Genomic DNA, 12,788 nt, shown 5'->3' with positions numbered 1-12,788 from the left:
GCTTTGCGGGTATTTTTATGCCTGCGTTAAAGTTTGCATCGGAGTCCAAACAGCGGGCAAAAACGCCGTCCTCCGGAAATGCAAGCGCATCAGACATCACATATTTCCGGTGTCCAGGCGAAAAATACCGACAGTTGACAAACCGTTAGGAAAGGGGTATTTTATAATGATCCCCGGTTGAGGTGGTTACATGAAACAGAAATTTCGCGTTACCGGCATGAGCTGTTCTGCCTGTTCGGCAGCGGTTGAGCGGAGCGTAAAAAAGGTTGACGGAGTGAAATCCGTCAACGTCAGCTTGCTTACCAACAGCATGCTGGTTGAATATGAAGGAGATAAACAGCAGGCAATCATCCGTGCAGTAGAGGAAGCCGGGTACGGCGCTTTCCCAAGCGACGAGGAAAACCGGCGTTCGGAAAGCAAAGGAGAAGATACTTTTTCGGCACAGCAAAAAGCGGCGAAAACTCGTCTTATTGTCTCGTTTGCCTTTTGGATTCCGCTGATGTACCTTGCCATGCACCACATGCTTTACATGTGGTTCGGCCTTCCTGTGCCGCCGTTTATGACGGCTGCCTTTCACGGCACGGAAAACGGCGTCGTCTTTGCGTTGACGCAGTTTTTGCTTCTTCTTCCGATTTTGTATGTGAACCGCGGTTATTACCGCACGGGCTTTCGGGCGCTCGCAAAGCGTGCCCCGAACATGGATTCGCTCATTGCGGTGGGTTCTTCCGCTGCGGTTGCCTACGGCATATATGCTATCTACCGCATCGGCTGGGCCATTGGCCACGGCAATTTTGCGGTGGCAGAGCAGAGCCTGTCGAATCTCTATTTTGAATCGGCTGGCACAATTTTAACCCTGATTACCCTCGGAAAATATCTGGAGGCCCGGTCAAAAGGAAAAACGTCGGAGGCCATCACAAAGCTGGTTCAGCTTGCCCCAAAAACCGCAACGGTGGAGCGGGACGGAGAAGAGACGGAAATCCCCGTGGAACAAGTCAAAGTGGGAGATATCGTTGTGGTTCGCCCCGGGCAAAGAATCCCCGTCGACGGTGTGGTGACGGAGGGCATCTCTTCCGTTGACCAGTCCACCGTTACGGGCGAGAGTATCCCCGCCGCAAAAAAGCCGGGCGACCAAGTCATTGCGGCAACCGTCAACGGGACCGGCTTTTTCAAGTTTCGCGCCGAGAAGGTCGGGGAAGACACAACCTTGGCGCAGATTATCCGCCTTATGGAAGAGGCGGGTTCTTCCAAAGCCCCTATCGCGAAGCTTGCGGACCGCGTGAGCGGAGTCTTTGTGCCCGTCGTAATTGCCATCGCCATTGTTGCCACAGTGGGGTGGCTGCTGGCAGGGCAATCCTTTGAGTTTGCGCTGTCCATCGGAATTTCCGTCCTTGTTATCTCCTGCCCATGCGCACTCGGCCTTGCAACGCCTGTGGCTATTATGGTCGGCACAGGGCGCGGGGCGGCAGACGGCATTTTGATTAAATCCGGCGAAGCGCTCGAAGCCGCCCAAAGCATTAAGACCGTCGTGCTTGACAAAACCGGCACCATAACCGAAGGAAAGCCGCGCGTCACCGATTTGCTTCCGGCAGACGGAGTCACGGAAACAGAACTACTGCAAATCGCCGCGTCGCTGGAAAAATCGTCCGAGCATCCGTTGGCGGAAGCCATCATGACTTACGCCTCAGAGAAGAAAATCGACGCGTTGCCTGTTGAAGACTTTAAGGCTGAGGCCGGGCGCGGCGTTTCCGCTTTGGTTGACGGAAAGCGCTGTGCTGCCGGCAATCTTGCCTTTATGAATGAACTTGGCATTCACCCGGGAAATGCCGAAAAGCGAGCCATGAAGTTGGCAGAAGAGGGGAAAACACCGCTTTTCTTTGCAAGGGAACAGACGCTGATTGGCCTTATCGCCGCGGCGGATGTAGTGAAGCCAACCAGCCGCCAAGCAATTCGGGAATTTGAAATCATGGGCATTGAAGTCGTCATGCTGACGGGCGACAATCGCCAGACGGCAGAGGCTATCCGCAAGAACCTCGGTATCGGCAGAGCTATTGCCGAGGTCCTGCCGCAGGATAAAGCCGGGGAAATCCGCCGGATTCAGGAAAGCGGACGAAGGACCGCAATGATCGGCGACGGCATCAATGATGCGCCTGCGCTCGCCGGAGCCGATGTCGGCATTGCAATCGGTGCCGGCACGGATATTGCGATTGAGTCGGCTGATATTGTCCTGATGAAAAACGACCTGTTGGATGCAGTTGAAGCGATTCGCCTTAGCCGTGCCACCATGAGGAACATCAAAGAGAACCTTTTCTGGGCATTCTTCTACAACGTCATCGGAATCCCGATAGCGGCCGGTTTGTTTTACCCTGCGTTCCACTGGACACTGAGCCCCATGATAGCCGCTGCTGCCATGAGCTTCAGTTCCGTTTTTGTCGTTACCAACGCGCTGCGACTTCGTTTCTTCCGCTCGGGCCGTGCTCCCTCGGTACAGAACGAAGAGCGGCGTGAGGCAAATATACAAACTATAACAGATGAGAAGGGATATAAAGAAATGAAAAAGATTATTACCATTAATGGCATGATGTGCGAACATTGCAAAATGCACGTGGAGAAAGCTCTCAACGCTTTAGACGGCGTCAGCGCAGTCGTAGACCTTGAAGGCAAAAAAGCAGAGGTCGTCCTCACCGCAGATGTCAGCGACGAGACGCTGAAAAAAGCTGTGCGCGATGCCGGCTATGAACCGGTTTCCGTGGAAACGAAAGAATAGTCAAGTGCAATCCACATCGGCAATTGCAGAATGTCGATATGTGTTAGACATTCGGTATGAATTGTCGTATCATTTTCTCAAATCGAGAGGCAAGGGGCGAACAATCGAATGAGCTGTCTTGGAAATGTTTTATGGTTTCTTTTCGGCGGGATGCTCATGGGCTTTGCCTGGGCGTTGGTTGGTGCGCTGTGGTGCATTACCATCGTCGGAATCCCAATTGGCCTGCAATGCTTTAAGTTTGCCTCCCTTGCTTTCTGGCCGTTCGGCAAAGAAGTTGTTTACGGCGGCGGGGCAGGTTCCCTGCTTTTGAATATTCTTTGGTTGATTTTCGGCGGGCTGGAACTTGCCGCTTGGTGTGCAGTAATCGGCTTGCTGCTTTGCATTACGGTTATCGGAATCCCGTTCGGCAGACAGTGCTTCAAACTGGCAAAATTGGCGCTCATGCCGTTCGGTGCACAAGTCATCGGATAAACCAAAATTCGCCAACGCAGTAGTACACGGATACAAAGAAAAGCTCCCCAACCGGTTTCTGTAACCGATTGGGGAGCTTCTGTTCTATGTGAAATTAATCGTTTTTTAGCCCCATTTTCTCGTCACGGAAGATACGCTCGTCCATGAGCTTCAAATCGGGGGAAATGAGAGGCTTTTTCGGCATGTGCGCCAGAATGTCGCGCTCCATGTCAACGCCGGGGGCTATTTCACAAAGCATGATGCCGTCTTTTGTCAGGCGGAACACGGCACGCTCGGTGATGTACATAACGGGAAGGTTGTTTTTCACGGCCGTTTTTGCGCTGAAAGTGATTTGTTCAATGGATTCGGTGAATTTGTCGACCGCGCCTTCCTGCACGATGCGCAATTTCCCGTCGCCGATTTCCGTCTTCAGTCCATTCGCTGTGAAGGTACCGCAGAAATAGACCTTTTTGGTGTTCTGCGTGATGTCGATAAAGCCGCCGCAGCCGGGCATCAGCGGGCCGAATTTTGAAACATTTACGTTGCCTTCCATGTCGCCTTCCGCAAACCCGATAAATGCCTGGTCAAGGCCGCCTCCGTCGTAAAAATCGAACATGGAGGACATCTGCACCATGCAGGCTGGGTTCAGGCTGACACCGAAATCAAGGCCGCTTTGCGGAATTCCGCCAAAAATACCGTCTTCCACCGTCAGCGTGAATTTTTTTGAAATGCCTTCCTCGGCAGCCACAGTAGAAATAAATTCGGGAATACCGACGCCGAGGTTGACAACACTGCCGTCGCAAAGCTCCATTGCGGCGCGGCGTGCAATCACCTTTTTGTTGTTAAGCGGCATGGGCTCGACCGATGAGGTACTGATGCGGTGCTCACCGGAGAATCCGGGGTTGTACTGCGTTTTGAAGTTCTGCATGCAGTATTTCAGGTCGCTTGCCACAACAACGTAATCCACCAGAACACCCGGAATTTCGACCATGCGCGGGTGGAGAGAGCCGGATTTCACAACCTGCTGCACCTGCACGATGACTTTTCCACCGGAGTTTTTGCAGGCCATTGCCATCGAAAGCGCTTCGGTGCGGACGCCCTCTCGCTCAAATGAAATATTGCCGTCCTCATCCGCGTATGTACCTGCAATCAGCGCGTAGTCGATAGGGACGGATTTGTAAAACAGAAATTCCTCGCCATTGAGGTTTACAATCTGAACCAGATCTTCCGCCGCACGGGTTTTCTCGTTCATCTTGCCGCCAAGCTGCCGCGGATCCACGAAGGTTCCGATACCCACACGGGTGAGGACGCCGGGCTGGTGTGCCGCCGTTTCGCAGAGCAGATGAGCCAAAACACCCTGAGGGAAATCGTAGGCTTCAATCTTGTTTTCAATGACCAGCTTGCCAATCTTACGGGCCATACCGTAGTGTCCACCGATTGTACGCTTAATCAGACCCTCATGTGCCAAATGCTGCAGACCTTTCTCTTTGTTGTCGCCCTGTGCAGCGCAGAAGTAAAGAGTCAATCCGTTCGGCTTGCCGGTTTCAAGGAACCGGTTTTCCAGCTCCATGGCCACTTCTTCCGGAAAAGTGGTGCCCATAAAACCGTTTGAGCCGACGGTAACGTTGTCGGGGATGAGTGCGGCTGCTTCTTTCGCATTAATAAATTTTGCCATGTTTTTCCTCCTAAATCTTTTCTCGGAGAATGCGTTTTGTCAATTGCGAATTATGTTTTCCAATTTAATGAACTTTGTTAATATTATGTCATACTATTTCTTTGATTATAGCAAATTTCCAATGTTGATACAAGAGGTTTCCTGTTTTCCAGCAGAGTGTTCCGGAATTGTGCCATACGGAATCCCCTTACAAAAATCTGTTGCAAAGAGCTTTGCTGGGTATTATAATGTTTTCAAAGCGCATTTTCGTGGGAGCATTTCCACAGAAACTTGCTTTAATCTGAAAAGATACGGGAAATTTAAGGTTATAGATTTCATAAACAGGAGGTAACAAACAATGGCTCAAATTACAAAAGATATGCTGATTGGCGATATTCTTCGGGTTGCTCCCGATTCCGTTCCGCTTTTTTTGGACATGGGTATGCATTGCCTCGGTTGCCCCGCTTCTTTAGGGGAATCCCTAGAGCAGGCTTGCTTGGTTCATGGCGTGGATGCCGATGAAATGGTGCAGAAGCTGAATGAAATGGCTTCTTCCGACGAATCGAAAACAGACCAGAAATAAGGTTTAGTACGGTGATGAATGGCCGCCCGGCTTTTTGGTTGGGCGGCCGTTCGGTTTGGAGGTCTAGATGAAACTCTTTTCGCTCGGCGCAAGGCTTGCACTCTGTGCTTCTATGGTACGGCAAGGAACCACGCTGGCGGACGTTGGAACCGATCATGCTTATCTTCCGGTTTGGCTTGCGTTACAGGGCGTTATCCGGAGTGCCATAGCGGTTGATATAAGACCCGGGCCATTGGAACGGGCAAAACAGAACATTGCAAAGTTCAAAGTGGGGGAGCAGGTGAAAGCCCGCCTTTCCGACGGCCTCGATGAAGTCAGCCCGGAGGAAGCCGATGATATTGTAATTGCCGGCATGGGCGGTGAAATGATTTTGAACATCGTCGGGCGAGCCGCGTGGCTACAAAATCCGGAAAAGAATCTCATCCTTCAACCGATGACGAAAGAGGAAGAGCTTCGTCGGGGACTTTTGGAGCTTGGTTTTTCCGTGCGTCAGGAGCAGGCTGTGCAGGAAGACTACCATGTTTACACAGTCATGCGCTGTGTTTATTCTCCCGAGTGGAAGCCGCAAAATGACGCACTTTTTCCATACATCGGTCTGCTGACCGGAGATACACCGGCAAGTCGGGCATATCTGGAGCGCGAGAAAAAACGTTTGAAAAACTATATCAGGGGCCTTGAAGCTTCAGGCGACGGTTCCGGTGCCTCAACGCTTCTTGAACTCTGTGAGCAACTGGAAGCGATGCTGGAAGAACAGCAAAAGGAGCGAAAACCATGACAACGGTTCAGGATATTTTTCAGTATATTGACAGCTTTGCACCTTTTCAGACCCAGATGAGTTTTGACAACTGCGGCTTGCAGGCCGGAGATCCTCAGGCAGAAGTACATTCGGTTCTTTTGGCGCTGGACATTACTCCTGCCGTCGTTGAGGAGGCTGTTCAGAAGAACGCACAGCTCATCGTGAGCCATCATCCGGTCATCTTCAATCCATTGCGAACGCTGACGGCAGACACAGTGCCTTATCAGCTTGCACGGCACGGCATAGCCGCAATATGCGCACACACAAATCTTGACCTTGCACCCGGCGGGGTGAACAGCTGCCTTGCAGAGCGGCTCATGCTAACCGATGTGCGTCCTTTGGCCTTGGATGTGCCGTCAGGACTGGCGGCAGCGCTTTGTGGCCAGACAACGCGCAGCTTTTCACCGAGCGAATTTGCCGCCTTTGTTAAGAAACAACTAAACTGCGACGGGCTTTTCTACACAGACGGTGGAAGGCCGATTCGCAAGGTGGGCCTGTGCAGCGGTGCAGGTAGCGAGTATCTTGAAGATGCCGCCATTAACGGCTGCCAGGCATTCGTAACCGGAGAAGCAAAGCATCATGAGCTGCTCAATGCGGAAAATTTTGGAATAACCTTGGTGGTAGCCGGGCACTATTTTACGGAGGATGTTGTCATTGACCCCTTGATGGAACGCTTGGAAAAGCAATTCCAAGATGTTATATTTCAAAGGGCACAGGCATCACACTGCCCGGCGGCATATTTGTAACTAAACTAAAGTGAGGGCAATCAAATGGCTCTTGATGGAGCTTTTTTAAGACATATAAAGTGTGAGCTGGAGGATAATGCACTCGGTTCCAAGGTGGATAAAATCTACCAGCCGAACCGCGACGAGCTAGTCTTTTTTTTGCGCTCGCGCAGCGGAATCCGGAAACTGTTGCTTTCCGTGCGTGCAAACAGCGCACGCATTAATTTTACGGAGCAAATTCCCGAAAATCCGAAGGAACCGCCCATGCTTTGCATGCTGCTTCGCAAACGGCTGGTCGGCGCGCGCCTTGCTGGAATCCGGCAGCCGCAGCTGGAGCGCCTGCTGTGCTTTGACTTTGAGACAATCAACGAGCTCGGCGATGAAATCACACTGACGCTGGTTGCTGAAATCATGGGGCGTTACAGCAATGTGATTTTGGTTGACGAAAAAGGAAAAATCGTCGATGCACTCAAACGTGTTGACGCATCAATGTCCTCAGAACGCTTGGTTCTGCCCGGAATTCCGTATCAACTTCCCCCGCCGCAGGATAAACTCTGCTTACTCACAACGGATGTCCGCGAGATTGCGGACCGCGTTTGTGCGCAACAGGCAGGCGTGAGCCTTTCAAAAGCACTCTTGAGCGTACTTCAGGGCGTTTCCCCCATTGTCTGCCGTGAAGTGCAGCACCGCACCGCTCGCGGCGCTGATGTGCGGGTGGGGGAGATGACTCCCGAGCTGAAAGAGCGGCTTGTCTTTTTCCTCGGCAGATTGGCAGAAATCGTAAAAAACGCGGACGGAACTCCGTTTATGGCAGTGAACCCGCAAAAGAAGCCGGTCGATTTCACGTTCTTTGCACCGCAGCAGTATGGCACAGCGGCAATTGTGAGCCAGAAAGGCAGCTTTTCGGAACTGCTGGATGATTTCTACGGGGAACGCGACCGCATCGAGCGGATGCATGTACGCTCCCAGGGAATTTTAAAGGTCCTGACTACCGCGTCGGAGCGCCTGAGCCGGAAAATCAATGCACAGCAGGCAGACCTAGAACGCTGTGCGAAAAAAGAAGAACTCCGCATGTGCGGCGACCTTCTGAACGCGAACCTGTATCGGCTCAAAGAGAATGTTCCGTATGTTGACCTGCCTAATTTTTATGAGGAAGGACAGCCTACTGTAAGAATTAAACTGAATCCCGCCCTGACACCTTCCCAGAATGCGCAGCGGTATTATAAGGAATACCGCAAAGCAAAAACTGCAGAAGAGGTGCTGGCGGTACAAATCCGCGAAGCAAAGCAGGAACTTGCGTATCTTGACACGGTTTTTGAGGAACTCAGCCGTGCGACCGGCGAGCGAGACCTTGCCGAAATACGTGCGGAGCTTGAAGAGCAGGGATACATCCGGGTTCAGAGAGGGGCAAAGAAGCAGAGCCAGACGCGCGGCGCCATGGAATTCCGCTCAACGGACGGATTCCGGATTCTTGTTGGCAGAAACAATCGTGAAAACGATGTCCTGACGCTGAAAATGGCCAAGAAGAACGACCTTTGGTTCCACACGAAGAACATCCCGGGTTCCCACGTTGTGCTCTTCTTAGAAGGGAAAAAGCCCACGCAGCGGGCCATAGAAGAAGCCGCGATGCTTGCGGCCTGCTTCAGCCGCGGCAGAGATTCTTCCAATGTTGCGGTGGATTACACGGAAGTTCGCCATGTCAGCAAACCACAGGGTTCCAAGCCCGGAATGGTTATCTATGTTGCGAACAAAACGATTTTTGCGGTTCCCGACCGCGAAGCGGCGGAAAAACTCCGTGTGACAAGATGATTTGGCAGTCGGTGACAATCGTGATATAATTGCTAGTAATAATTTTTTCACGAAAAGTCCGGAGGGTGAATTCATGTCAGCAGATCGGCTAAACGCGAAACATTTAATTTGGGATACGATTTTTTTCGGCACTGCTCTGTGCCTGATGCTTACAGCCTGCCTGATGGCGGTTGTCGGCAGTGAGGAAACAGCGGCCTGCACGGTGTTTGTTGCCAATGCGGTTTTGAATATTGCAATTTTTCAGAATTTATTCCGAAATGCCAGGCGCGATTTTCCGCTAATTTTGTTTATGTTCTCTTATGATCTGCTGCTCCTCGGACGCGTGTACAGCGTTTTTTTAAGGTGCTACTCCATGATTCTCTCATACCTCGAAGCGGAAAATTTCTATAATCTTTTTCTTGCGCTGATGATTGTTACCGTCGCACAGCTCACGGTTTATGCTGCCTACAAACTTGCAGCGCCGCTTTTCTGGAAACGGGAAAGGGCTATCTGTGAAAAAGGTGTACAAGCAGTCACCCAAAGCCCCATTATACCAATCATTCGGCAAATCAGCGTCGTCGTGTTGCTGTTCAGTTCGGTAGCATCGTTCTACATGCTGTTTCAGATAATACTCCTTGTCTTTCAGCACGGTTACCGCGGTTCTTACGTCATGAATAACTCTTCGGTTCCTTCCGTTATCAGCCGAATGTCTGCCTTTTTTGCTCCGTCGTTTGCCGTGTTTCTTGCAACACTCCCAAATCGGAAGCAGATGTGGTTCCCGTTGGTCATTTATAGCGCCTATATGCTTACTTCTCTGTTTACGGGACGGCGAAACATTTTTGTCTGCGAATTGCTTATGCTGCTCATATATGCGTTTCTTCGGGTCGTATTGAGCAGAAAAGGCAAGCTTGCATTATCAAAGAAAAAGATTTTGCTTGTGGTGCTGTTCTGTGCAGTCAGCGCCTATATGATGCAACTGGTTGCCTTGATAAGAAACGGTTCCTCGTTTACGGCGAAGGGCTTCTTCGCTACGATTGGAGATTTCATTTATTCGCAGGGAGCCAGTTTCCGCGTTGTGATTCAAACGGTCAACTGTTGGAACCGTTTTGACCATCAGACAGCTTACCAGTATCTGTTCTATCCGTTTGAAAAATATGTTCATAACAATGTCCTGCTCAGTTCTATCTTTGGGTTTGCTCCCATTACGGAAGGGCAGAATATCCGTTTTGTTTCTTCTACCCACAATTTTGCACATGTCATTACGTTCATGGTCAATCCGGCTTATTATCTTTCCGGCGGTGGTTTCGGTACATCGTTTGTTGCGGAAGCCTATGTCGCTTACGGCATGGCAGGCGTTGTGATTGTGAGCGCGATGGTTGGCGTCATTTTCCGTTTCTTTTCTTCCTTGCTCACCCGCAACTGGGTCGTCATTGCGATGGGGCTGATTGCGCTCAAGGATTTTGTTTACATTCCGCGCAATCTCACATTCTCTTGGGTCATCGATGTTTTCAGCATTACTTATCTCGCGTATTACATTGCGGTCTATTTTGCGGCTCTGTTTCTTGCTGGCTTGGCGCCGCATCTGCGGAAAGTCCGTGCTGCTTCGTCACCTTCCTCGGAGGAACTGACATGAAAGTATTGCTGCTCTTAACGAATTCGTTTCCCTACGGAACCGGGGAGAGTTTCCTTTCTCCCGAACTAAATTATGCAGATGGATTCGATAAGATTTATGTCTGCCCGTGCAGCCTCAGCGAGTCATCCGAAAAGACAAGAAAGCTGCCAGAAGGAATCGAATGTATTCCGCTTCATCGGGTTACATTAGGGAAAAAACAGTATCTGCGCCTTGTGTTTCGCCCATGTATTCTGGCAGAGTGCTTCCGACTTCTTCGTGAAAAAAAGCTGACACTGGATCGCGTGCACGAACTCCTGTTTTTTATGAAGAATGCGCAGGAGATTTCCAATGCGTTGAAACAGGCTGTATCCTTTCATCCAGGTGACAGCGTAGTCATTTACAGCTATTGGTTGTACGATGCGGCTGCGGCAGGAGTACTCTTTGCTTCCATTCTTCGCAAAAATGGAGTATCTGTCCGCGTTATTTCACGAGCACATGGGTTTGATATCTACAAGGAGCGAGCAAAGGACTCCTATCTTCCCATGCGAAAGTATCTGTTCAAAAACCTAGACCACATTTATCCATGTTCCGTGGACGGGGAATCGGTGCTGAAAAAAGAAGCTGGAAAGGATGCGGCGAAAATCACTTGTGCCTATCTCGGCACGGAAGACTATGGGGAAGGGCCGCAGAAACGGGAATCGTTTCACATTGTTTCCTGCTCTTACCTCGTGCCCGTCAAACGGGTACACCGGATTATCGAAGCACTAAAGCAGGTAGATTACCCCATCATCTGGACGCATATCGGTTCCGGACCGCTTGAGAAAGAAATCCGCCAAGCTGCGTCGCAGCTTCCCAAGAATGTGAAAGCAGAGTTTTTAGGCACACGCGGCAACGAAGAAATTTTAGCCTATTACCACAGCAATGATATTTCTGCATTTGTCAATGTAAGCTCAAGTGAAGGAATTCCGGTTTCGATTATGGAGGCCGCTTCGTTCGGAATTCCAGTAGTTGCGACCGACGTGGGGGGAACACACGAAATTATTGAGAATGGTACAAACGGCTTCCTGATTCCGAAGAATTTTACATCGCAGGAATTTCTCAATGCCATCGGCAAGATTCGCACCATGAACGATGACGAGTATCACACGCTTTGCCGGAATGCCCGACGTGTCTGGAAGGAAAAATTCAATGCTGCCGATAATTTTCATAGATTTTACGGAGAGATTAGCAAATGAAACTTATGTATTTGACTTTTCAAGAAGATGCACTGCTATATGTCGGCGTAGTCCGCAAAATACGGTGGCAGGTCCACGCGTTTGAACAGCTTGGCTATGATGTGACCTACTCGCTGTTTCGCGGAAATGAGTACCGTTTTACTACGGGAGATCAGACGGAAATCAAGACAATTGCCGGCGGAAGAGGATTGATGAAACAATTTGCGAAGGTGGCGGAGGAGTACCTTTCCTCTCATCGGTTTGATGTCCTTTATATCCGGCTTGACCGCATCAGCTTTGACATCATACGTATCTGCCGCATAGCCCGAAAGAATGGCGCGCAGCGTGTGATTCTTGAATTGCCGAATTACCCGTATCTTGCCGATTACATCAATAGCGTCAACGACGTCCCTCAATTCACGAAACGTGCGTTGCAGCGGTGCCGTGTGCTCGGCTTCGCGGCGGAGGATAGGCTTTCCGGCCTTTTCCTCCGTGGGTTGGTGGACGCTGTGATACTTATCGGGAACCACGCAGACAGCTTTTTCGGCGTGAAAGCCATGAACATCAGCAACGGCATCGACGTAGATGCAATGCAGCCGGTTCCGCAGAAGACGAACCCCAATGAAATCGTCCTGGTTGGTGTCGCGGGAACTCTGTGGTGGCAGGCGTATGACCGCATCCTTGAGGGAATGTACCTTTACAAGAAGGCAAACCCCAATCGCCTGCCGCGGATTCGTTTCATCTTAGTCGGCGGCGATGCGAAAGAAATGCCGGATTTCCGTGCTTTGATTCAGAAATACGGCCTTGAGGACGATGTGGAATGTCCCGGCTTTAAGACAGGCAAAGAACTCGATGAGATATATGCCCGCGCCGATGTCGGCGTTTCAAAACTTGGCTGTTACCGCCGCGGGCTGCAATCTTGTTCTTCCCTGAAAGCCAGAGAATACTGCGCAAAAGGTTTGCCGTATATCTATACCTGCGAAGATTCGCTGGAAGACCAAAAGGTTAAATTTGCACTTCAAGTCCCAAACGACAGCACACCGGTGGATATGGAAGCCGTAGTTCGCTTCGTACAGGAATGCCGTTCTGACCCCAACCTTCCGTTCGCAGAACATCAGTTTGCGAAGGATCATTATGACTGGAAGTCCATCATGAAGCGTGTGCTTGAATTTGCGGGCGCTCATACGGAAGAAAAGAATTAG

General features: G+C 50.7%; 10 protein-coding genes. 9 read left to right on the top strand and 1 reads right to left on the bottom strand.

Annotated features, from left to right (window positions below; translation table 11 throughout):
* Positions 1–190: 190 nt before the first annotated feature.
* Together NOG13_RS04930 and NOG13_RS04925 are read left to right on the top strand one after the other, a co-directional pair.
* Complete coding sequence (locus NOG13_RS04930) at positions 191–2,764, top strand: heavy metal translocating P-type ATPase (RefSeq protein WP_283109477.1); 2,574 nt, start codon at positions 191–193, stop codon at positions 2,762–2,764.
* A 108-nt stretch (positions 2,765–2,872) separates the two neighbouring features.
* Positions 2,873–3,235, top strand: coding sequence for a YccF domain-containing protein (locus tag NOG13_RS04925; protein WP_283109476.1), 363 nt, complete (start codon positions 2,873–2,875; stop codon positions 3,233–3,235).
* Positions 3,236–3,329: 94 nt separating this feature from the next.
* On the opposite strand, the gene NOG13_RS04920 is transcribed toward NOG13_RS04925, so the two are convergent.
* Positions 3,330–4,889, bottom strand: a complete 1,560-nt coding sequence (locus tag NOG13_RS04920) for an acyl CoA:acetate/3-ketoacid CoA transferase (RefSeq protein ID WP_283109475.1) — start codon at positions 4,887–4,889, stop codon at positions 3,330–3,332.
* A 337-nt stretch (positions 4,890–5,226) separates the two neighbouring features.
* Between NOG13_RS04920 and NOG13_RS04915 the strand changes: the two genes are divergently transcribed.
* The 7 genes from NOG13_RS04915 to NOG13_RS04885 all read left to right on the top strand — a co-directional run bounded on the left by NOG13_RS04915 (position 5,227) and on the right by NOG13_RS04885 (position 12,788).
* Complete coding sequence (locus NOG13_RS04915; RefSeq protein ID WP_283109474.1) at positions 5,227–5,451, top strand: DUF1858 domain-containing protein; 225 nt, start codon at positions 5,227–5,229, stop codon at positions 5,449–5,451.
* A 67-nt stretch (positions 5,452–5,518) separates the two neighbouring features.
* Positions 5,519–6,226 (top strand): class I SAM-dependent methyltransferase, encoded by a 708-nt coding sequence (locus tag NOG13_RS04910; RefSeq protein WP_283109473.1) that lies wholly within the window; start codon positions 5,519–5,521, stop codon positions 6,224–6,226.
* The gene (locus NOG13_RS04905; RefSeq protein WP_283109472.1) at positions 6,223–6,993 is read left to right on the top strand and encodes a Nif3-like dinuclear metal center hexameric protein; all 771 of its coding nucleotides are present in this window, start codon (positions 6,223–6,225) and stop codon (positions 6,991–6,993) included. Before NOG13_RS04910 ends, NOG13_RS04905 begins: the two co-directional genes overlap by 4 nt.
* A 24-nt stretch (positions 6,994–7,017) precedes the next feature.
* Positions 7,018–8,781 carry an Rqc2 family fibronectin-binding protein gene (locus NOG13_RS04900; RefSeq protein ID WP_283109471.1) on the top strand — a complete coding sequence of 588 codons (1,764 nt, stop codon included), beginning with the start codon at positions 7,018–7,020 and terminating at the stop codon, positions 8,779–8,781.
* A 73-nt stretch (positions 8,782–8,854) separates the two neighbouring features.
* Entirely contained in the window at positions 8,855–10,393 is a 1,539-nt protein-coding gene (locus NOG13_RS04895; protein ID WP_283109470.1) for an O-antigen polysaccharide polymerase Wzy family protein, read from the top strand.
* Positions 10,390–11,607, top strand: coding sequence for a glycosyltransferase (locus NOG13_RS04890; protein WP_283109469.1), 1,218 nt, complete (start codon positions 10,390–10,392; stop codon positions 11,605–11,607). Before NOG13_RS04895 ends, NOG13_RS04890 begins: the two co-directional genes overlap by 4 nt.
* A complete protein-coding gene (locus NOG13_RS04885; RefSeq protein ID WP_283109468.1) occupies positions 11,604–12,788 on the top strand; it encodes a glycosyltransferase in 1,185 nt (394 codons plus the stop codon). Before NOG13_RS04890 ends, NOG13_RS04885 begins: the two co-directional genes overlap by 4 nt.

The sequence above is a fragment of the Thermocaproicibacter melissae genome (assembly GCF_024498295.1).
Lineage (GTDB): Bacteria > Bacillota > Clostridia > Oscillospirales > Acutalibacteraceae > Thermocaproicibacter > Thermocaproicibacter melissae.
The sequence above is the reverse complement of the archived record's forward strand: the minus strand, read 5'-3'. Positions and strand labels throughout refer to the sequence as shown.

Excerpts from the sequence above, each read along its gene's own strand:
- NOG13_RS04930 (WP_283109477.1), top strand. The coding sequence starts at position 191 with ATGAAACAGAAATTTCGCGTTACCGGCATGAGCTGTTCTGCCTGTTCG.
- NOG13_RS04925 (WP_283109476.1), top strand. The coding sequence starts at position 2,873 with ATGAGCTGTCTTGGAAATGTTTTATGGTTTCTTTTCGGCGGGATGCTC.
- NOG13_RS04920 (WP_283109475.1), bottom strand. The coding sequence starts at position 4,889 with ATGGCAAAATTTATTAATGCGAAAGAAGCAGCCGCACTCATCCCCGAC.
- NOG13_RS04915 (WP_283109474.1), top strand. The coding sequence starts at position 5,227 with ATGGCTCAAATTACAAAAGATATGCTGATTGGCGATATTCTTCGGGTT.
- NOG13_RS04910 (WP_283109473.1), top strand. The coding sequence starts at position 5,519 with ATGAAACTCTTTTCGCTCGGCGCAAGGCTTGCACTCTGTGCTTCTATG.
- NOG13_RS04905 (WP_283109472.1), top strand. The coding sequence starts at position 6,223 with ATGACAACGGTTCAGGATATTTTTCAGTATATTGACAGCTTTGCACCT.
- NOG13_RS04900 (WP_283109471.1), top strand. The coding sequence starts at position 7,018 with ATGGCTCTTGATGGAGCTTTTTTAAGACATATAAAGTGTGAGCTGGAG.
- NOG13_RS04895 (WP_283109470.1), top strand. The coding sequence starts at position 8,855 with ATGTCAGCAGATCGGCTAAACGCGAAACATTTAATTTGGGATACGATT.
- NOG13_RS04890 (WP_283109469.1), top strand. The coding sequence starts at position 10,390 with ATGAAAGTATTGCTGCTCTTAACGAATTCGTTTCCCTACGGAACCGGG.
- NOG13_RS04885 (WP_283109468.1), top strand. The coding sequence starts at position 11,604 with ATGAAACTTATGTATTTGACTTTTCAAGAAGATGCACTGCTATATGTC.